Raw genomic sequence first — 22586 nt, 5'->3', positions numbered from 1 at the left:
AATCAATGAAGCCGAGCCTTTCCCTTTTGACCGTCTGCCTGTTACTGACCGCCTGCAATACCCCGGCTCCGCGCCTGGACAGCGGCATTCAGCCACCTGCAAGCTGGGCGTTTGCCCAGAGCGCTGCCGCCCAGCGCAGCGACGCCCGCTGGTGGCAGCAGTTCGGCAGCCCGCAATTGAATCGTTTGATCGAACAGGCCAGTCGCGACAGCCACGAAGTCGCTGCAGCAATGGCTCGAGTGCGCCAGGCGCAGGCCAGCGCCATCATCGGCGGCGCACCTTTGCTCCCGGAGCTGGGCTTTGACCTGCGCGGCGAACGCAACAAGTTCGTGCGCAACAGCGACCGCAAGGCCAACCCTTCCGACGACAACAACACCAACAACTTCACCAGCGACCTGAGCGCCAGCTATGAAGTGGATTTCTGGGGCGGTATCGCCGCCGGACGCGACAGTGCGCTACAGAGCCTGCGGGCCAGCGAATTCGATCAGGCGACTGTGGAACTGACCCTGCTCGGCAACGTCGCCGACCGCTATGCGCAAACCCTCGCGGCGCGCGAGCAAGGCCGGATTGCCGAGCTGAACCTGACCAACGCGCAAAGCGTTTTGAGGCTGGTACAGACCCGCTACGACTCGGGTTCGGCCACTGCACTGGAACTGGCGCAGCAGAAGAACCTGGTCGCGACCCAGCAGCGCGAACTGCCACGCGTTCAGCAACTGGCCAACGAGCAGTTGATCAGCCTGGCAGCGTTGCTCGGTCAGCCGGTGCAGAATCTGAACCTCGGTGACCAGGCATTCGCTACCCTGAACTGGCCGGACATCGGCCCCGGTGTGCCCAGCGAACTGCTGACCCGCCGCCCGGACCTGGCCAAAGCCGAAGCTGAACTGGCCGCGGCGCAGGCCAATGTCACGGTGGCGCGCGCTGCCATGCTGCCAAAGCTGACGTTGAGCGCCAGGCTCGGCACCGAAGCCACCCGCGCTGAAGACTGGCTGCGCGCACCGTTCAGCAGCCTGGCTGCCGGTCTGGTCGGGCCGATCTTCAATAATGGCCGCCTGAGCGCCGAGCACGACAGGGCCACAGCACGTAAGGAAGAGCTGCTGGAAACCTATCGCGGAGCGATCATCAACAGCTTCGCCGACGTCGAAAAAGCCCTGAACAGCATTCAAGGCCTGGACCAGCAACGCTACTGGCACGAAGAAGAACTCACACAGGCGCAAACCGCCTTCAACATCGCCCAGAGCCGCTATGAAGAAGGTGCCGAAGACTTACTGACGGTACTGGAAACCCAACGCACGCTGTACCAGGCACAAGACGTAAGCGTACAGTTGCGACTGGCACGGGTGCAGGCGAGCATCGCGCTGTACAAAGCGCTGGGCGGTGGCTGGCAGCTGCGCTGAGCGTCACGCAAGGAACGATAATCCCAACTATCGTACTGAAGCTCCGCGTCGGTCTGCGCAGATAACTCAATTATCGTGCGACGCTCTGCGTCGCATGCCGTTCGGGACGCTCCGCGTCCTCTTTGCGCAGCAGAGCGTCGCGAACTGCATTCCCAAGCAGGAGCGCTGGGAACGATAACCTCCACTGCCATCCGTTAGAACCACCTGTCCGGCAGCAGATTCCGTGCATACCACGGCCTGCGTGGCACGCGGCGTAGCAGGTTGCTCAATTTGTCATCCGCCGCAAAGGTAATGCGCAGCGCGAGCTTCATGACTTCCGGGTCCATTTCCATGGTCGTGCCTGCCGCCTGCCCTGGCACGGTACTGCAGCCGTGGGTTTCCGGCCCCAGCCACGGGTCGCTGACTTCGACCCAGCGGCCCGCTGCGAACCACGGCACGCCATTGACTTCCAGGCGCTTCACTTCGCCCGGATGAAAGCGCTCGTGGGCGCGAAACCAGTCGTCGATACGGTCGTCGATCCAGCCGTGAAACATCCAGAACACCGGGTTCACATGCGATGAAAACGGATCGGCGAGAAAGTCGTTTTCCGGCTCGAACCAGCGCTCGGCGAAGTCGTCCGAACGACGTGCCATCGGCACCGGCTGGCCGTTGGCAGGGTCGCGGGCGACGGAGGCCCAGCGCATGTGCAGCCAATCATGCAGTTCCAGCTCGACCTGCGAACCAAACTGACCCAACGTCAGCTTCGACAGAAAGCGCGGGTCGCGGTACTGCGACTCCCAAACCTGAAAGTGCGTGTGAAACGTCTCGTGGCTTTTGATATCGCTGACCAGTTGCGTGTATTCCTCATCGCCCTGCGCCAGCCAGTTCGGTGGCAGTGAACAACCGTCGTGATTATCGAAATAACGTGCGAAACCCAACCGGTCACGCTCCAGCTCAGGCTGTGGCAGCGGAAACCGCGGCCACGACGGCAGGTCCTGAATCTTGCGCGCCTGAATCAGCATATGCCGGTGCATGTAAAAGAAGTCTTCCCCCGAACCGTTGCGGTCCTTGTGCGGGCCACGCGCATCACGCTCTTTCTCGCGCGGCCCGGGCTGCCAGCCAATACCACGCAGGGCGTCGCGCTTGTCTTCGGGCAGCTTGTGCCATTTGTCCCGGGAGGCATGCCACAACTGATGAAACAGGCGATGTTCTTTGGAAACCAGCCAGGCCAGAAACGGCGGACTCAGGCCGACCCGCTCACGCGCCTCAGGGAACACCTGCTTGATGGCAATCAGGCGGTTTTCCAGCTCCGGCAGGGCCAGCGGCCGGTCCAGACGTTCGATACGTCCGCTCAGTGTGCCGCTGCCCGCATTGCCGAACGCGCCCCAGACTTCATCAAGGGTCAGGCTGAATTCGTAATCCGGAGTGTCGCTGTGCGGATCATTGCCAGCATGGCCGTCCATGACCCGCAGATACAGCTTTGCCGCGTTGGCCGGTTGCAGGTCGCCGATCACCCGGAAACGTGGCAGTGCATCGCTGCGCAATTGCTCCGCCGTATCGATATAACCGCGCAGGCCGCGACCGCGTGGGGCAATGTCGAGAAACATTTCCAGACCTTCGAGCGGCGCATTGGCCAGCCCGGCAGCGCGCCCCTCGAAACGCAGCGTCCATACCCCGCGCAGCTTGTCGGCCAGGCGCTGGGTAGACGTATCTGCGGGCCCGGCCGTGGCCTCGCCCGGTGTCACGGGTTCCTCGACACGGGTGAGTTCCCGATGTGCGTAATAGGCAGCCGGAACTGCCGCGCCAGTCAGCGCCAGCCCTGCTATGAACCCTCGTCGAGAAATCGTCATTACCCTACCTGTTCCAGCATCGAGACAGCCGTTATCCAAGCTAGAACGTAAACCCGATGATTAAATTTAGCTGGCTGACCTGATCCACCGTCGAGCGCTAAATTTTTCGCCTATCCGCTCGTTCTCCACCAGATAGCAACGGCCCTTGCAGGCTGCGCAACGGTTAATCTGAACGAGACGGAAATGACAAGACCGCGTTGGAAAAAGGCTCTCTTCATCGGCCTGCCGCTGGCCCTGGCCATCAGTGCAGGCGCGGGTTTTCTGGCCTGGAATTACTGGTCGCCTGCCGGTTACCCGGTCAAGGTCATGAAGCAGGCCGACGACCTGCAAGAGCGGATCATTTCCTTCGACAGCCACATCACCGTGCCGATGAAATTCGGCAGCGAGGGCAATGAAGCCGACAAGGATGGCTCGGGCCAGTTCGACCTGGTGAAAACCGCACGCGGACGCTTGTCCGGCGCAGCATTGACGGTGTTCGGCTGGCCGGAAATCTGGAACGGCGACAATGCCCCGCATCGCCCGACACCCGGCTTTGTCGACGAAGCGCGCCACCAGCAGGAAGTACGCTACAAGATCATCACCGGCATGGTTCGGGACTTCCCCAATCAGGTCGGCATCGCCTATACCCCAGACGACATGCGCCGCCTGCACGGCGAGGGCAAGTTTGCGATCTTCATCAGCATGCTCAATGCCTACCCGCTGGGCAATGACCTGAGCCTGCTGGACCACTGGACAGCGCGCGGCATGCGCATGTTCGGCTTCAGTTACGTCGGTAATAACAGCTGGGCCGACTCTTCACGCCCCCTGCCCTTTCTAAACGACACGCCCGACGCGCTGGGTGGCCTGTCGGAGATCGGCAAGCAGGCAGTGCAGCGCCTCAACGACCTGGGCGTGATCATTGATGTCTCGCAAATGTCGAGCAAGGCACTGGAGCAGGTCAGCCAGTTGAGCCGTACGCCAATGATCGCCTCGCACTCGGCCCCGCGTGCGCTGGTGGACATCCCGCGCAACCTCAGCGACGAGGAAATGCAGCTCATCAAGCGCAGTGGCGGCGTGGTGCAGATTGTGGCTTTCCCGGCTTATTTGAAGCCGCTGACCGAGAAGACCCAGGACAAGCTTAACGCCTTGCGCAAGGACTTCGACCTGCCGCCGCTGCCCAACCTGGCCATGGCGCTGATGCCCGGCGACGCGATTATCACGGTCTGGCCGGAACAGCGCTTCGGTGCCTACGCCAGCAAGCTGTACGCGATCCTTGAAGAAGAGCCCAAGGCCACGGTCAAGGATTTCGTCGACGCCATCGATTACACGGTGAGAAAGATCGGTATCGACCACGTCGGCATCAGCTCCGATTTCAATGATGGCGGCGGCGTAAAAGGCTTCAACGATGTCAGCGAGATTCGCAACGTGACCGCCGAGCTGATCGAGCGCGGTTACGCCGAAGCGGATATCACCAAGCTCTGGGGCGGCAATTTCCTGCGCGTCTGGGAGCAGGTGCAGGCTTCGGCGCGTCCGGATACAAAACAAACCAACCTCTCGAATGCCACTAGCCGAACATCAGGCGCTACCGCTCATGACTGACCGCAGAACCTTCCTCAAACAGGCCGGAGTGCTGGCCGCAGCCTTGCCACTGGGTTCCGGTCTTGCGTCAACGGCAATGGCGTCTGCACCTGCATCAACATCCACAGACAAATGGGCGCGGCTGAAACAGCTGTTCAATCAGGACCCGGATTACGTCCACCTTTCCAACTTTCTGGTTACCTCGCATCCCACTCCGGTGCGCGAAGCCATCGAGCAGCATCGCGCGCACATTGATCGCAACCCCGGCCTGGCGATGGACTGGGACCTGGGAGAAACCGAGCGCCGCGAACATGAAGTTCGCGTCTGGGCGGGCAAGTACCTGAATGCCCAGCCAGGCCAGATCGCCCTCACCGGCAGCACCACCGAAGGGCTGGCGATCATCTACGGCGGCCTGCATGTACGCCCGGATCAGGAGATCCTGACCACCGAGCACGAGCATTCCTGCACCCGCGACATCCTCAAATTCCGCCAGCAGCGCGAAGGCACACAGGTGCGCAAGATTCGCCTGTTCAAAGACCCGGCAACCGTGTCGGCGGACGAAATCATCGGCTCCATTGCGCGCAGTATTCAGCCGAAGACACGAGTGCTGGGCATGACCTGGGTGCAGTCCGGCAGCGGTGTGAAATTGCCTCTCGGGGCCATCGGTGATCTGGTCGAAGAACATAACCGCAACCGTGACGACAAAGACCGCATTCTATATGTGGTCGACGGCGTACACGGGTTTGGCGTCGAGAACCTGGATTTCCCGGACATGAAGTGCGACTTCTATGTCGCCGGCACGCACAAGTGGATGTTCGGCCCGCGCGGTACGGGCATTGTCTGCGCCCGCTCGGAGCAGGTCAAAGACCTCACCCCACTGATCCCGACGTTCTCGGAAGCCACCGGTTTCAGCACAATCATGACGTCCGGCGGTTATCACTCGTTCGAACACCGCTGGGCACTGAACGAGGCATTCAAGCTGCACCTGCAACTGGGCAAAGCCGACGTACAGGCGCGCATTCACGAGCTCAACAGCTACCTCAAGCAGCGCCTCAAGGCGCAGTCCAACGTCGAACTGGTGACGCCGATGAACCCTGCACTGTCAGCGGGTTTCAGCTTTTTCCGGCTCAAAGGTCAGGAAAGCGACGAGGTGGCCGCCTGGCTGATGAAGCAACGCATGGTCGTTGACGCCGTGAGCCGCGATGTCGGCCCGGTGGTGCGCACCGCGCCGGGATTGCTGAACAACGAGGCCGAAATCGATCGTTTCATGGCCCTGCTCAGCCAGCGCAACTGACGTGCGTGCACTGAATCCACTGTTTTCCGTTTTCTATCGAGACCCGTCATGAAAAAAACACTGCTGTCCCTTTCCGCCCTGCTCGGTCTGTTGCTCTGCGACACCACCCTGGCCGCCACGCCCGCGCCGGTGCCCGCGCCCGGAAAAGTGTTCAAGGACTGCAAGGACTGCCCGGAAATGGTCGTGCTGCCTGCGGGCACCTTCACCATGGGTGCGCCCGAAGAGGAACTGGGTCGTCAGCCGGACGAAGGCCCGCTGCACGACGTGACCTTCGCCAAACCGTTCGCCATTAGCCGTTTTCAGGTGCTGAGCGGCGAGTGGAATGCCTATATCAAGAGCTCCGGCTACAAGATGCCCGACGGCGATACCCGCCCGGGCCGCGAGTGCAAGGCCGGCAAGCCACGCTACCCGCTGACCGCGCGCCAGCCCGCCGTGTGCATGGACTGGAACGAAGCCAAGGCGTATGTCGAATGGCTGTCGAAAAAGACCGGCAAGTCCTACCACTTGGTTAGCGAAGCCCAGCGCGAATACGCAGCACGCGGCGGCAGCAAGGGCTCTTTCCCGTTCCCGATGGATGAAGGCAAGCCTTACAGCATCGCCAAACACGCCAACACCTACGGCCCGGAAGACGGCTTCAGCTACACCGCACCCGCTGGCAGCTACAGCCCCAACGATTTCGGCATTTACGACGCCCACGGCAATGTCTACGAATGGACCGCCGATTGCGAGACCAGCAACTACAACGGCGCGCCCACTGACGGCAGCGCGTGGCTGGCCGGCGATTGCACCTGGAAAATGATTCGCGGCAATGACTGGACCGAAGCGCCGATCTTCTCCCGCTCCGGCAACCGCAACAGCCGCCAGCCGAATGTGCGTGGCGACTGGCTGGGTTTCCGGGTCGCCCGCGACCTGTAACGGACTTCATGCGCGCCTGCGGCCTGCGACAGACGCGGGCCGCACTCACGGACACTGACGAGACACACCATGACCCGCAAAACTGAAAGCCTCGCCCAGGAAACCCTGAGAATCCTCAAGCCCTTCTGGTGGCTGGTGGCGCTGTCGACCGTGCTGGGGATTGTCAGCGGTCTGAGCGTCACCGGCCTGCTGGCCACCATCAACAATGCGATGAACATGCCCGGCGGCCCGGACACGCAGACCGCGCTGCTGTTCGCCGGGTTGTGTGTGCTGACCCTGGCCTGCTCGACATTGTCCAACCTGTCGACCAACTACGTTGGCCAGCGCGTGGTCGCCAACCTGCGCCGCGAGCTGGCTGCCAAGGTGCTGGTGGCACCCATCGAGCAACTGGAGCGTTATCGCTCGCACCGTCTGATTCCGGTGCTGCTCAACGACGTCAACACCATCAGCACCTTCGCTCTGTCGGTCGCACCGATGGTCATCTCGTTCACCGTCACCCTGGGCTGCCTGACCTATCTGGCGCTGCTGTCCTGGCAGATTCTGGCGCTGACCGTGCTTACCGTGGTGCTCGGCACCGGCGCGCAGTATCTGGCCCATGCGTTCGGCATGCGCAGCATTCTGGCGGCGCGCAACAGCGAAGACGAATTGCAGAAGCACTATCAGGCGCTGTCTGCGGGTGCCAAGGAGCTGCGCATTCAGCGCAAGCGTCGTCAGCACATGCTCGACGAGAAGATTCACGGTGCCACCGAGCACATCTGCCGCTCGAACATTCGCGCCGCCAACATCTTCGTCAGCGCGGAAACCTTCGGTTCGATGCTGTTCTTTGCCGTGATCGGCATCGCCATCGCCTTCCAGGCCATGTGGCCGACCACTGAAAAAACCGTGCTGGGCGGCTTCGTGCTGGTGATGCTGTACATGAAAGGCCCGCTGGAACGCCTGATTACCGCCCTGCCCGGCATCAGCCGCGCGCAAATCGCCATGCGCCGCATCGCCGAGCTGTCGTGGAAGTTTTCCAGCCCCGAACCACACTTGCTGGTCAACGACCGCCCCAATTCGCTGGCCAATATGCAAACCCTGGAACTGCACAACCTGCGTTATGACTACCCGCCAGTGGAGGGCAGCGATGCCTTTCATCTCGGGCCAGTCGATTTGAGTATCAAACAGGGCGATATCGTATTCATCGTCGGCGAAAACGGCTGTGGCAAGACCACGCTGATCAAGCTGCTGCTGGGTCTGTACACGCCGCAACAGGGCGAAATCCGCCTCAACGGCCAGACTGTCAGCCCGGAAAACCTGGATGACTACCGCCAGTTATTCACTACGATCTTTGCCGATTACTACCTGTTTGATGAGCCGTTGCAGGGACAGGCCGCGCTGCCGCAAGACGCCGGCAAATACTTGGAGCGGCTGGACATCGCGCACAAGGTCAACATCAAGGACGGTGCCTTCACCACCACCGACCTGTCGACTGGTCAACGCAAGCGGCTGGCACTGATCAACGCGTGGCTGGACGAGCGTCAGGTGCTGGTATTCGACGAGTGGGCTGCCGATCAGGACCCGGCGTTCCGGCGCGTGTTCTACACCGAACTGCTGCCGGAGCTGAAGCAGCAAGGCAAGACCATCATCGTCATCTCCCATGACGACCGCTATTTCTATATCGCCGACCAACTGGTGCGCATGCAGACCGGGCAGATTCAGGTCGAGCAGGTGCAGAACGACACTTACGGCAAAACCATTCCGGCCTGATTCATCCACGCCTCGAAAGCCCCGCCCGGCCAGTCCGTGAGCGGGGTTTTTTGTTGCCCGGCGAAGCCATAGCCGCCCCAGCAAGATAGCCAAGCGCCATCTTTTTTCCGGAATTGTGAAAAATTCATTAAATAAACGTTATTCGCTTTCGTTCTCATTAACAGCGAATTGCGTGCACAGCCATCTCCCGCGCAACGCCCTATAAAAAAGTTGCTCACGCCTGCCCCGTCGACGGCTGAACCCGACTGCGCAGACCTGACCAACGCTCTCAATCTCCTTGCCGATACCCACTGGAAAGAGCCAATTCATGCACAACCCGTCACGACTTACCCCGCTCAGCAAAGCGTTGATGCTCAGTCAGATGTTCCGCTCCCGGCCATCCATGGCGGTCATGGGCCTTGCGCTCTGCATGCCAGTGGCCAGCCAGGCACAGGAAACCGCCGCAAACGGTTCGACCCAGACAGCCACGGTCAATCTGGCGCCAACTGCAATCGACTCGCAGTACCTGGGCACCGCCACTGACGGCACTGGCTCTTACACCACCGGCGCGGTAAGTATCGGCAAGGGCGCGCCACAGTCGCTGCGTGAAACACCGCAGTCTGTAAGCGTGGTGACTCGGCAAGTCATGGATGACAACAACCTCAACAGCCTGAGCAAGGTGCTGGAAGACACCCCGGGAATCACCTTCCAGTACCGTAACTTCGGCGGTCACGTGTACACCTCGCGCGGCTTCTCGCTACTGGCGGAGAGCTTTCTGGTCGACGGCATTGGCGGTCAGGGCTATCAGATCACCGGCTGGATGCAGCCGGACATGGCCATCTATGACCGTGTAGAAGTATTGCGCGGCGCGTCCGGCCTGCTGGTCGGTGCCGGTCAGCCCGGTGGCGCGGTCAATCTGGTGCGCAAACGCCCGACCGCCGACAACAAGTTTTCGATCACCACCCGTGCAGGTTCTTGGGATCAGTACCGCGTCGATCTGGATGGCAGCGGCAAGCTCAACGATTCGGGCACGCTGCGCGGGCGCATGGTCGCGGCCTACGATGACAGCGGTTCGTACCTGGACGGGCGCGACAGCCGAACTCCGCTGCTGTATGGCATCGTCGAAGCCGACCTGAGCGATGACACCACGCTGACCATGAGCCTGCGGCGTCAGGAACAGGTCATCAATGGCTACTCGATCTATGGCCTGCCGCGCTACAGCAACGGTCAGTCGCTGGACCTGTCGCGCTCGACCAACCTGGCGCAGAAGTGGAACCGTCTCGAAAGCGACATGACCGAGGTGTTTACCGAAGTTGCGCATCGCTTCAATGAAGACTGGACCAGCCGCACGTCGCTTACTTACTCGCAGGGCGGTTTTGATCAGAACATTGCCTACGCACGAGGCGCAGTAAACCCAACGACACTGGCGGGCTCCAATTTTCAGGGCACACTGTTTCGCAAGGACGAGGTCGACAGCGTCGGTCTGAACAGTCAACTGGAAGGTAACTTCAACGCGTTCGGCCTTGAGCATCAGGTAACCCTGGGGGCTGACTGGTCGAAGCAGGACGCCAACACGCATCAGGCGACCGTGACGAGACGCACCGCAGTCAACGTCTTCGATGTCGACCAGAGCGCTTTCGCCAAACCAGCTCGTCCGGCCTGGCAAACCGACATCGACACCACCGAAGAGCGCGCAGGCCTGTACGCCAACACGCGTATTCATCTGAGCGAGCCTTTGAGCGTGGTTCTGGGCAGCCGCCTGAGCTGGTATGACTACAAGTACGACGTCAAAACCGGTGCGGCCAAGGATTATGAATCAAAGCAGACTCAGGAATTCACCCCGTTCGCAGGCGTCATCTACGACATCAACGACAACTGGTCCTGGTACGCCAGCTATGCCGACATCTTCACACCACAAGCCAACTATGTAACCTCAGGCGGCTCGCCGCTGGACCCGGCCATCGGTTCCAACTACGAAACCGGCTTCAAGGGTGAACTGTTCGACAAGCGCATGAACCTGTCGATGGCGCTGTTCTACATCAAGCAGAAAGATGTCGCCGCGCTGGACGTGAACACTACTCAGACATGCCCGACCAGCTCCGACGGCTCCTGCTACCTGCAGGACGGCATCAGTCGCAGCAAGGGTGTCGACGTCGAAGCCAGCGGTGAAGTGTTGCCAGGCCTGCAAGTGTTCGGCGGCTATACCTTCAACATGCTGCGCAACAACGGCGATGCGGATGTCGCTTACGAAACGCCAAAACACATGCTGCGCCTCAACACCAGCTACAACTTGCCGGGTGCATGGAACCGCCTGACCCTGGGCACCGGCGTGTCGGCAGATTCGGGCTATGAAGTGCCTTCCAACAAACAGCTGGGCGTTTCTGGCAAGGCCATCTGGGATGCGCGAGCCTCGTGGAAACTGGACGAGAACTGGAAGGTGTCGCTCAACGCCGAAAACCTTTTCGACCGCAAGTACTACAGCACCTCGATCGCCACCGACCGCTCCAACGTCTACGGCGAACCGCGCAGCTATGTCCTGACCTTGCGAGGGGATTTCTGATCTGAGTCCAGGCTTTTGATTCTGGCCGAAGGCCGTGGGAGCGAACTTGTTCGCGAAGAAGTCAGTATGTTCTCCGAAAATGCATTGTCTGAACGACCGTCTTCGCGAACAAGTTCGCTCCCACAGGGATTTGCATTTATCCTGCACCCTCGATTTCAATGAGCCATCCTTCCCATGCCAACACCCTTCAGCCGTCTGCGCACAGGCCGCGTGAAAACGCTTGGCTTGCGTCTGGGCGGGCTGGTGCTGGCATTGGCTTTTCAGGGCGAGGTATTGGCTGAAGAGTTCGAATTCGATATCCCAGCACAACCCTTGAACAGCGCCCTTAAAGAGCTGGGGCGCCAGGGCGACCTGCAAATTCTTTACAACCCCGATGATGTGAACGGTAAGTTCAGCAGCCCGGTGCATGGCAGGTTGACGCCTGAACAGGCGGTCGCGGATCTGCTGAAACAGGCTGGCGTAACGCACAACCTTGAGGCCGATACCCTGACCCTCGGCAGCGCGGCGTCCGCGCAACCCATGAACCTTGGGCCAGTGGCGATCAAAGGCGACCAGTTCGGTATCACCACCGAGGGCAGCGGCTCGTACGCAGCGACCGGCGTGAGCATCAACAAGACATCACAATCGCTGCGCGAAACCCCGCAATCGGTCACGGTCATGACTCGCCAGTTGATGAACGACAAAAACCTCAACGGCCTCGACGAGGTGATGGCGCAGACGCCTGGCATCACCTTTTCGCAACGCAACTTTGGCTCTCATGTGTTCAGCTCGCGGGGCTTTGCGCTGGAAGACGAGAGCTACACCATCGATGGCGTGGCCGGTCAGGGTTACAGCGTGACCGGCTGGATGACCCCGGACATGGAGATCTACGACCGTGTCGAAGTGCTGCGCGGTGCGGCCGGGCTGCTGATCGGCGCGGGCAACCCCGGTGGCGCGGTCAATCTGGTGCGCAAGCGGCCGACCGCCTTACCGCAGTTCTCGATCACCACCCGCGCCGGCAGTTGGGACCAGTACCGGGTCGATCTGGATGGCAGCAGCAAGCTCAACGACTCGGGCAGCGTGCGCGGGCGTTTTGTCACGTCTTACGAAGACCGCGGATACTTCATCGACGGTCTGAAAAAGACTGCGCCGTTGTTGTACGGCATTCTGGAAACCGACCTGAGCGAAGACACCACGCTAACGCTGGGCCTGCGCCATCAGAGCGCGGATACCCACGGCTTTTCGATTTTCGGCCTGCCCCGCTACAGCAACGGCAAAGCCACCGATCTGCCGCGCTCCACCTCCTTGGCCCAGGACTGGAACCGTCATCAGACCCGGACCGACGAAGTGTTCAGCGAACTGGAGACACGCTTTGACGAGAACTGGAGCGGCACACTATCTGCCACTCACTCCGATGGCGCTTTCGATCAGAAAGTCGCCTATGCACAAGGCACCATAGACCCTGCGACCCAGAGCGGCTCGCGATTGGTCAGAACCCTGTTTCGCTCGGACACGCTGCAAAGCGACGGCTTCGACAGCCATCTGGACGGTCGTTTCGACGCCTTTGGCCTGCCCCACCAGTTGACCATCGGCGGCAACTGGTCTGAGCAAAAACGTGATTCGCGCTATGCCACCGTCAACAGCAATCGGCCGCTGGACATCTTCAATCCCGATCATGACGCGATTGCCGAACCTGCGCGTCCGGCCTGGCGCAGTACCGACTACAGCGACAAGCGTTATGGAGTTTACAGCAACCTGCGCCTGAGCCTGACCGAGTCGTTGAGCCTGGTCATGGGCGGCCGGGTCAGTTGGTATGACTATCAGAGCCAATCCGCAGGCGTGACCACTCGCGCACAGGAGAAGAACCAGGTCACGCCATTCGTGGGTGTGATCTACGATCTGAACCGCGACTGGTCGTGGTACGCCAGCTACACCGATATCTTTCTGCCGCAGAGCGGTTATCGAACGGCATCCGGCACGTTCCTTGACCCGGCCATCGGTGCCAGCCATGAAACCGGCATCAAGGGCGAGTTGTTCGACAAGCGCCTGAACGTGTCTTTTGCGCTGTTCTATGTGAAACAGAAAGACGTAGCGGTCGAGGACGATGCCAATGCGGGCCAGTGCCTGAGCAACGACGCTTACGGCACCTGCTATGTGAATGGCGACATCCGACGCAGCAAGGGTATCGACATGGAGATCAGCGGTGAACCGTTACCGGGTTTGCAGACCCTCGCCGGCTACACCTTCAACCTCACGCGCGGCAGCGACGGGAAATCGATTTCAGCAGAAACACCCCGGCACATGCTGCGCTTGTCCAGCAGCTACAACCTGCCCGGCACCTGGCGTCGACTGACCGTCGGCGGCGGTGTGTCGGCGCAAAGCGGCTACTCGGAGCATGAGTCGACTCAGCCCATCGACAACCCTGGCCGCGCCATATGGGACGCACGAGCCGCCTGGAAGATCGACGAACACTGGTCGGTGGCCCTCAACGGCAACAACCTGCTGGATCGCAAATACTACAAGGCAACCGGCGACATCGACCGCGGCAACTATTACGGCGACCCGCGCAACTACGTCCTGACGTTGCGCGGTGATTTTTAACAGCCCACGCTCGCACCTCACAATCAAGACCGGACGCAGAGCGTCGCACGATAGTCGAGATTGTCGTTCCTCACGCTCCAGCGTGGGAATGCCGTGCGTGACGCGCTGCGTCAAAGAAGCCGCTCGGCAAGCCCGTGCAGAAACGCCTCGGCAAGCACCACGTTGTCATGCCGCTGATCAACCGTCGTCGAGCTGCGCAGCCCGTTGACCGAACACTCTTCAAGCAGCACCGCTTCAGCCCGGGCAATCTGCCCTGGCGCACGGCTCTGCCCGGCCCACCAGCAATCGGCCTGTACGTTAAGCGTTTTCAGGGTAAACGCCTGGCTCAGTTGTGCGTTGGCTTCCAGTAGCTTGTAACCGGTCTCGATCTCGTCCTGCACGGCGATGTCCTGGAATATGCTGCGCAGGTTGTCGGCGTTCATGCCGGCCTCCAGCGCGACGTGGTCGACCACCCAGTCAATTACCTCGCCCTCGCTGGACAGCGACTGCCGGGCGGTTTCGATCAGCCCCACAATCGACGCTTCCTGCAAGCCAGGCACAAACGCCTGCAAGCTCTTGATCAGGCTGCGGTAATAATTTTCGCCCTGTTTCTGCGTGGTGACCTCCGGAGCTTCTTCGACCCACTGCATGCCGACCGAGGCAGGCAGCTGGGTGTCCACCAGCCCAAGGAAACTCACCGCGTCGCCATCACGCTCAAGCACATACGCCACCTCGATGGCCAGCGCGCCGCCCATCGACCAGCCCAGCAGGTTGTAAGGCCCGTGCGGTTGAGTCATACGAATTTGCTCGACGTAGTAATCGACCATTTCCTGCCACGACGTTTCAAACCAGCCCGGCACCACGTACGCCTTGTTGACCAGCCCGTAAACCTGTCGGCTGTCGCTCAATTGACCCGCCAGCGGGTAATACGAGTACGTGCCGCCACCGCCCGGTGGCAGGCAGAACAATGGCGTGTTGTCCGCTCGACTGGCGTTCATGGCGATGACTGCCGATTTGACCTTAGCCTCATCGCTACGCATGAAATCGGCCAGCTCACCGAGGGTCTGCATCAACAGGAAATCATGCAGCTTGATGGAGACATCAAACGTCTCGCGAATCCTGCCTGCCAGCGAAACCGCCAGCAGCGAGTGGCCGCCCAGGGCAAAAAAGTTGTCGTTGAGCCCTACCCGTTCGACCTGCAGCACCTGCTCCCACAACGCGGCAAGACGTTGCTCGAATTCCGTGCGTGGCGCGACGTGACCTTGCTGTGAACGAGCCACATCCGGTTTGGGCAGTGCCCGACGATCCAGCTTGCCGTTGGCGGTCAGCGGCATCACCTCGATGAAGACAAAGTATGTCGGCACCATGTAATCCGGCACGTGAGCCTTGAGGTGCGTTTTCAGGGTTTCGCGCAGAGCGCCCGAGTCCTGAGCGGCATCAGTGCGCACCAGATACGCCACAAGCTGCTTGCCGGAATGCCCGTCAATGTCGATCACATTGGCTTCTCGCACACCGGCATGCTCATGCAGACGCGCTTCGATTTCGCCCAGTTCGATACGCAGGCCGCGAATCTTCACCTGATGGTCGATACGCCCGGCGTATTCGATAACGCCTTTATCGTGATAACGCGCCAGATCTCCGGTCCGGTAAAGACGCCCGCCCTGCTCGTCGAACGGGTCCGGCACAAAGCGTTCAGCCGTCAGCGCTGCACGGTTGTGATAACCCCGCGCCAGACCAACGCCGCCCAGATACAGCTCTGCCGCAACGCCTTGCGCGGCAGGCAGCAAACCGTCGTCGAGGATGTGGGTTTTCAGGTTGTCGATAGGGCGACCAATCGGCACGCTGAGCACGTCGTCCGGGGTGCAGGTCCAGTGGGTGACGTCGATAGCCGCTTCGGTCGGGCCGTACAGGTTGAATAAACCCGTCTGCGGCAGACGCTTGAGCACCTGACCGGCCAGTTCGGCAGGCAGTGCTTCGCCGCTGCACACCACACGACGCAAGCTGTTACAGCTTTCCACCTGAGGATGGGTGAGAAACGCCTGGAGCATCGACGGGACAAAGTGCAGCGTCGTGACCTGATGTTCGCGGATGGTCTGCACCAGCCGCTCCGGGTCGCGATGATCGCCCGGCAACGCCACGGCCAAACGTGCACCGGTCATGAGCGGCCAGAAGAATTCCCAGACCGACACGTCGAAGCTGAACGGGGTTTTCTGCAACACCGTATCGCTGCCATCCAGCGCGTAAGCCTTCTGCATCCAGTGCAAACGGTTGACCAGGGCGCGATGGCTGTTGCCTGCGCCTTTTGGCTTGCCGGTCGAACCCGAGGTGTAAATCACATACGCCAGATTCAACGGATGGCTGAGGTTGACCGGGTTGGCAGTGCTGTAACCGTCAAGCCAATCGCCCTCTTGATCCAGACAAAGGCTCTGCACCTGAACCGGCAGGCGCTGTAACAGCGCGCTCTGGGTCAACAGCAAGCCAATGCCGCTGTCCTGCATCATGTAGGCCAAGCGATCTTCAGGGTAATCCGGATCCAGCGGCACGTACGCTCCACCGGCCTTGATGATCGCCAGCAGGCCGATGACCAGCTCGAGGCTGCGCTCGACGCAAATCCCTACCAACACATCCGGCCCAACGCCCGCTTCACGCAAGCGATGGGCAAGCTGATTGGCGCGAGCGTTGAGTTGCCCATAGCTGAGTTGTTCGGCGGCGAAAATCAGCGCCGGGGCGTCCGGAGTGGCCTGCACCTGCGCCTCGATCAGGCTGTGCAGGCAGAGCTCGCTCGGGAAATCGGCGGCGGTAGCGTTCCAGTCCCCCAACACCTGCTGCTGCTCGGGACCGCTCAACAAAGACAGTTCGCCAATCGCAGCCTGCGGATCGCGCACCAATGCCTGCAAAACCTGCCTCAGATGCGCCGACAACTGCGCCATGTGTTGCTCGCTGAAATGCTGGCGGGCGTAGCTGAAGCGCATCGACAAGGTTTCACCCAGATTGACCACCAGAGTCAGCGGGTAGTGGGTCTGCTCCTGGGTGTGCAGGCCGCCGAACACCAGCCCCGGCGGTGCAGCCTGTTGCAGCGCTTCGGACACCGGGTAGTTTTCGAACACCAGTATGTTGTCGAACAGCGCCTCGCCAGCGCTGCGTGCCCAGCGTTGAATCTCGTACAACGGAGTGTGCTCATGCTCACGCAAGGCGATGTTCTTCGCCTGCACCTGCTGTACCCAGTCCGCCACCCGCTGTTCCGGGCGCGGGCTGGCGATCACCGGCAGGGTGTTGATGAACAGCCCCAGTTGCTCCTCAACACCCGGCAGGTCAGCCGGACGCCCGGCCACGGTAGCACCAAAGGTCACGCTGGACTGCCCCGTGTAGCGTTGCAGCACCAGTAGCCACGCCGATTGCACCAGCGTGTTGAGGGTGACGCGCTGCTCGCGGGCAAACTCGCTCAACTGGCGGGTGCCATCGGCATCGATCAGTTGCAGGTAATCAGCATGCCCCTGCTCACTCCCGGACGCTTTGAAGGCCTGAACCAGCCGGGTCGGCTCGTCCAGTTCGGCAAGCTGGCCGGTCCAGAAACGTTCACTGAGCGCAGCATCCTGGCGTTGCAGCCATTCGATGTAGTCACGATAGCGGCTGACTTGCCGTGGCAGCGTCTGGCCGCTGTAGCGTTGCAACACCTCGCCCAGCAGGCGCGAGCTGCTCCAGCCGTCCATGAGAATGTGATGGCTGGTGTAGATCAGTTGATGCGTCTGCTCGCCAGTGCGCAATACGGCTAGGCGCAAAAGCGGCCCCTGAGCCAGGTCGAAGCCCTGCTGGCGATCGGCATTCGCCCAAGCGTCGATCCATTCGCCTGATTGCGCACGGGCATCCAGTTCGACAAACGGCATGCTGGCATCGCGCAACACCACTTGCAGCGACTGCTCAAGATGGCTGACAAAACCGCTGCGCAGCACCTCATGGGCATCCAGCGTGGCCTGCCAGGCGGCACGGAAACGCGGCACATCCAGGCCGCTGACCTCGACGCGCATCTGGTTGATGTAATTGCCCGCATCCTGCTCGAACAGGGTATGGAACAACATGCCCTGCTGCATCGGTGCCAACGGGTAGATATCTTCGATCTGCGCCGCGGGAATTGGCAAACTGCTCAACTGCGACTGGCTCAGGCGTGCCAGCGGGAAGTCCGACGGAGTTACCCCAGCCACGCCATCAGTGGTGCAATGCGCAATCAATTGTTGCAGTTCAACCGCGTATTCATCGGCCAGCCGCTGCACGGTGTCACGTTCAAACACCGCACCGCTGAAGGTCCAGCTCAGGCGCAATTCGCCGCCATACACCTGACCATTGATGCTGAGCGGCGCACTCAGCGGCGCATCGGCGCTCTGCGACGCGCCGCTGCTCTCGGCCGAGGGCGTGAACAGCGCGCCTTGTGCGTCGAAGCTGCCGTCGAACTGCCCCAGGTAATTGAACACGATACTGCCCAGCGGTAACGCTTGCAGGGTCTGCCGCGCCGATTCGCTACCCAGATAACGCAGGGCACCGTAACCAATGCCCTTGTCAGGTACTGCGCGCAGCTGTTCCTTGATGGCCATGAGCGAATCAGCCAGCGTGGCCTGCGGCGTGAGCCGGACCGGGTACAGGTTGCTGAACCAGCCGACCGTACGGGTGATGTCCAGCGCGACGAACAAGTCTTCGCGGCCATGCCCTTCCAGACGAATCAGGGCATGCGGCTGCGCGGTCCAGCGACTGACCACCCGCGCCAGCGCAGTCAGTAGCAGGTCGTTAATCTGCGTGCGATAGGCAGCCGGAGCATCTTGCAGCAGTTGCCGGGTCTGCTCGCCATTCAGTTGCGTGACTACGGACAGCGCGTGCTTCTGTTGCTGACCGCCGTGCGGGTAATCGCAGGGCAAGGCGTCGCTGACGTCCTGCAACTGCGTCTGCCAATAATCCAGTTCCTGCGCCAGCGCAGGGCTTTGCGCGTAGGCCTGCAAATGCTCGGCCCAGCTTTGCAGCGAGCTGGTTTTCGTCGCCAGCGCCAATGGCTGGCCTGCTGCGATGGCGACATACCCCTGTTGCAGATCTTCCAGCAGCACCCGCCACGACACGCCATCCACCACCAGGTGATGGATCACCAGCAACAAACGCTGCTCGCCCTGTGGCAGGTCGATCAGCACCGCACGTAGCAAAGGGCCGTTTTTCAGGTCCAGACTGCGTTGTGCTTCATCGGCCAGTTCAGGCAAGCGCTCGGCACTGTCCAGTTCATGGGTCCACAGCAGATCGCGAGTGTTCAGCGCGCCGAACGTGGCTTGCCATTGGCCGTTCTGTTGGGTGAAACCCAGACGCAGCGCGTCGTGCTGTTCGATCAGCGCGGTCAGTGCAGCTTGAAGGTGGATTGCATCCAGCGCTTGCAGGGGCTTGAGCATCAGCGCCTGATTCCAGTGCTGACGCTCTGGAATATCCTGTTCAAAGAAACGTGCCTGAATCGGCAGCAACGGCAGCGAGCCACTGACCTGTTCTGCCGCCGCAGCGGGTTTCTTCTGGATCAGTTTTGCCACCGAGGCCAACTGGCCGATGGTCTGCTTTTCGAACAACTGCTTGGGGCTGAGCTTGATGCCCTGACGCTTGGCGCGAGCGATGATCTGCAGGCTGAGAATCGAATCGCCGCCCAGTTCGAAGAAGTTATCAGTGCTGCCGACCTGCTCCAGCTTCAACACGTCGGCCCACACGGCGGCGAGCTTTTCCTCGATCTCGCCGACTGGCGCGGTGTAGCGCTGTTTGACCACACCGGGTTTAGGCAAGGCGCGCTTGTCGAGCTTGCCGTTGGCGGTCACGGGCAGCCTGTCCAGCAGCATGATCTGCGCGGGCACCAGGTATTCGGGCAAGCGCGTAGCCAGTTGCTCGCGCAGGCTGTCGACATTCAGGCTCGCACCGGCCGCCGCAACGCAGTACGCCACCAGTTGCAGGCGTGTTTCGTCGCTTTCCAGCGGCTGCGCCAGCACCACAGCTTCGGCGACGTTTTCCAGGGTTTGCAGCAACTGGCCGACTTCCCCCGGCTCGACCCGGTAACCGCGAATTTTCACCTGATCATCCGCGCGCCCCAGGTACTCCAGCACGCCGTCCACCCAGCGCGCGCGGTCGCCCGCACGGTAAAGGCGCTGACCCTCGGCGTGCGGGTCCGGTACGAAGCGTTCGGCGGTCATCGCCGCACGGCCCAGATAGCCTTGCGCCAGACCGCGACCGCCCAGATACAGCTCGCCCGCCACACGCTCGGCAACCGGGTTGAGATAGGCGTCCAGCACCCGCGCTTTGCCATTGGCCAGTGGTTGACCGACCGGCACACTGCGGCAGGCGTCAACACGCTCAGCCACCTCATGGGTGAGGATGCCGACCGTGGTTTCCGTCGGGCCGTAGTGGTTGACGATCCGGCAGCCCGGTTTGAGCGTGCGGATTTGCTCGATCAACGCCCAGGAACTGGCCTCGCCACCCAGAATCAGCAATTGGCCCGGCAGCACGTCGGCCGGGTTGGCGGCTTGCAACAGCCCCTGCAAATGGCTGGGTACGATTTTCAGCACTTCAACCTGATGCTCAGCCATGTAACAGGCGAAGCCATCAGGGTCGAACGCCTGCTCATGAGACAGCAGATGCAGCGGCCGACCGGACGCCAGCGCACCGAACAGCAAGGTATGGCCCAGGTCTGCGGCGACCGTCGAAACCATCGCCATGCTCGCCCCGTCATCCAGCGACAGGCGCTCAAGCACGCCCTGCACGTAGTTGGCCAGCGCGCCGTGGCTGATCACCACGCCCTTCGGCTGCCCGGTGGAGCCGGAGGTGTAGATGATGTAAGCCGGTTGCCCGGCGATGACACGCACATTCAGCGCACTGCCATCCACCTCGGACCACAGCGCAGCATCGAAGGCCAGTACCGGACACACACCCAGTTGCGCAGCCTTGTCGTCGCCGTATGCGTGAATCAGCAACGCTGCGCCGCTGTCACGAACCAGTTGCTGCAAACGCTCGGCGGGCTGCGCGCTGTCCAGCGGCAGGTAAACGGCCCCGAGCTTAAGCACCGCCAGCAGGCTGACCACCCATTCCACAGAGCGGTCCAGGCACAGCGCAACGGTCATGCCCGGCTTGATGTCCTGCGCATGCAGGTAGCGGGCGAACTGGTTACTGCATTGTTCAAGTTCGTCAAAACTCAACACTTGCTGGCCAACGCGCAATGCGGTCTTGCCGCGCCCGATGTGCAGGCCCTGTTGCCAAAGGCTGAGGAAGTCGCCGCAGGCAAAATCGGCGCTCTGCTCAGCGACCGGCAACGACACTGCTTGCGGCTGATCAGCCAGACGCTGGTCAGTATCCACGACCAGTGCTTGCATCACAGCACGCAGCGCGTCGGCCATGCGCTCGATGGTCGATGGCTCGAACAGGTCGGTGGCGTAAGTGAAATAACCACGTATGCCGCGCGGCGCGTCGGTGAAGTCGAAAGCCAGATCAAAGCGCGCATCGCTGCTGCCAATCGGAAATTCATCGACAGTCAGGCCCGACACACGTTGTACGCTGTCTTCGGCCGCCAGCACATGCTGATTGATCTTGAACTGGAACAACGGGTTGTGACCCAGATTACGCTCGGGTGCCAGCGCGTCCACCAGATGTTCAAAGGGCAGCTCCTGGTGCGACTGGGCACCGGTCACGACCTGTTTCACCTGATCCAGCAACTGCGCAAAGCTCTGCTGCTCATCCACCTGCACACGCAGTACCTGAGTGTTGATGAAGAAGCCGATCAAGCCTTCAAGCTCGCTACGAGTGCGCCCGGCGTTGGGCGCACCAATGCGAATATCGGCCTGACCGCTGAAGCGCGCCAGCACCACCGACAGTGCCGCCAGAGTCAGCATGAACAAGGTCTGGCCGTTGTTGCGCGCCAGGCTTTTCAACTGCGCAGACAATTGTTCCGGCACATCGACGCGCACCGTCGCACCACGCTGGCTCGGTTGCAGCGGACGCTGGTGGTCCAGCAGCAGGCTCAATAGCGGATGCTCAGTGCCCAACTGCTGTTTCCAGTAGTTCAACTGCCGCTCGCCCTCCCCGGCTTCCAGCCATGCGCGCTGCCAGATCGCGTAGTCGGCGTATTGAATGACCAGCGCAGGCAATTGCGCTGGCTGCCCGGATACCTGAGCCTGATACAACTGCACAAACTCACGAATCAGCACTTCGCCGGACCAGCCATCGGAGACGATGTGATGCATGCATACGGTCAGGACGTGCTCGGCTTCGCCCAATTGAAACAGCCTGACCCGCAGTAATGTACCGCTGAGCAAATCGAAGGGCTTCTGCAGCTCGGCGCGCACCTCGCTTTCGATGTCTGCTGGCTCGACCGAGGCGAACTCAAGGGCAACGGCCGCCTGCTGAAGAATCTCCTGATAGAACGCGCCGTCCTCGGAAACAAACCGGGTGCGCAGGGTTTCGTGACGCTGCACCAGATGGTCCAGCGCTGCGCTCAATGCCTGCCGGTCCAGCGGGCCATTCAGACGCACCGCCATGGGCACGTTGTAAGCAGCGTTGCCCGGTTCCATCTGCCAGAGAAACAACATGCGCTGCTGTGCGTAGGACAGCGGGATACGCGCTACATCATGCCGGGTTACAGCGATGGGCAGCAGTTTGAAGCTCTGCCCGGTCTCGTGCATCTTGTTCAGAATCTGGCGGCGCTGTTCGACGGGCAAACCAACGAAACGCTGGGCAATACGCTGTGCTGCAGACTTGTCCAT

At 61.2% G+C, this 22586-nt stretch carries 10 protein-coding genes; 7 read left to right on the top strand and 3 right to left on the bottom strand.

Annotated features, from left to right (window positions below; genetic code table 11):
- Positions 1 to 5 precede the first annotated feature (5 nt).
- Positions 6 to 1394, top strand: coding sequence for an efflux transporter outer membrane subunit (locus RGM3321_RS26855; protein WP_244395565.1), 1389 nt, complete (start codon positions 6 to 8; stop codon positions 1392 to 1394).
- A gap of 194 nt (positions 1395 to 1588) precedes the next feature.
- On the opposite strand, the gene RGM3321_RS26850 is transcribed toward RGM3321_RS26855, so the two are convergent.
- Positions 1589 to 3223, bottom strand: coding sequence for a PvdJ/PvdD/PvdP-like protein (locus tag RGM3321_RS26850; RefSeq protein ID WP_244395564.1), 1635 nt, complete (start codon positions 3221 to 3223; stop codon positions 1589 to 1591).
- A gap of 183 nt (positions 3224 to 3406) precedes the next feature.
- On the opposite strand from RGM3321_RS26850, the gene pvdM reads away from it, so the two are divergent.
- The 4 genes from pvdM (at position 3407) to RGM3321_RS26830 (ending at position 8735) form a co-directional block, all read left to right on the top strand.
- Positions 3407 to 4801, top strand: coding sequence for a pyoverdine-tailoring dipeptidase-like protein PvdM (gene pvdM, locus RGM3321_RS26845; RefSeq protein WP_244395563.1), 1395 nt, complete (start codon positions 3407 to 3409; stop codon positions 4799 to 4801).
- Positions 4794 to 6074 carry an aminotransferase class V-fold PLP-dependent enzyme gene (locus RGM3321_RS26840; protein WP_244395562.1) on the top strand — a complete coding sequence of 427 codons (1281 nt, stop codon included), beginning with the start codon at positions 4794 to 4796 and terminating at the stop codon, positions 6072 to 6074. The genes pvdM and RGM3321_RS26840 overlap by 8 nt, the downstream gene beginning before the upstream one ends.
- A 48-nt stretch (positions 6075 to 6122) precedes the next feature.
- The gene (locus RGM3321_RS26835) at positions 6123 to 6989 is read left to right on the top strand and encodes a formylglycine-generating enzyme family protein (RefSeq protein ID WP_244395561.1); all 867 of its coding nucleotides are present in this window, start codon (positions 6123 to 6125) and stop codon (positions 6987 to 6989) included.
- A 69-nt stretch (positions 6990 to 7058) separates the two neighbouring features.
- A complete protein-coding gene (locus RGM3321_RS26830) occupies positions 7059 to 8735 on the top strand; it encodes a cyclic peptide export ABC transporter (protein WP_244395560.1) in 1677 nt (558 codons plus the stop codon).
- Here the strand turns inward: RGM3321_RS26830 and RGM3321_RS26825 are convergent.
- A complete protein-coding gene (locus tag RGM3321_RS26825) occupies positions 8711 to 8953 on the bottom strand; it encodes a hypothetical protein (RefSeq protein ID WP_244395559.1) in 243 nt (80 codons plus the stop codon). The genes RGM3321_RS26830 and RGM3321_RS26825 overlap by 25 nt on opposite strands.
- An 89-nt stretch (positions 8954 to 9042) precedes the next feature.
- Here RGM3321_RS26825 and RGM3321_RS26820 point away from each other — a divergent pair, with 89 nt between their 5' ends.
- Both RGM3321_RS26820 and RGM3321_RS26815 read left to right on the top strand, forming a co-directional pair.
- A complete protein-coding gene (locus RGM3321_RS26820) occupies positions 9043 to 11274 on the top strand; it encodes a TonB-dependent siderophore receptor (protein WP_244395558.1) in 2232 nt (743 codons plus the stop codon).
- Positions 11275 to 11448: 174 nt separating this feature from the next.
- Complete coding sequence (locus tag RGM3321_RS26815) at positions 11449 to 13854, top strand: TonB-dependent siderophore receptor (RefSeq protein WP_244395557.1); 2406 nt, start codon at positions 11449 to 11451, stop codon at positions 13852 to 13854.
- Positions 13855 to 13964: 110 nt separating this feature from the next.
- Here the strand turns inward: RGM3321_RS26815 and RGM3321_RS26810 are convergent, their stop codons facing one another.
- Complete coding sequence (locus RGM3321_RS26810) at positions 13965 to 22586, bottom strand: non-ribosomal peptide synthetase (protein WP_244395556.1); 8622 nt, start codon at positions 22584 to 22586, stop codon at positions 13965 to 13967.

Origin of the sequence: Pseudomonas sp. RGM 3321 (genome assembly GCF_022836805.1) — a bacterium.
In the GTDB taxonomy this organism is placed as follows: domain Bacteria; phylum Pseudomonadota; class Gammaproteobacteria; order Pseudomonadales; family Pseudomonadaceae; genus Aquipseudomonas.
The sequence above is the reverse complement of the archived record's forward strand: the minus strand, read 5'-3'. Positions and strand labels throughout refer to the sequence as shown.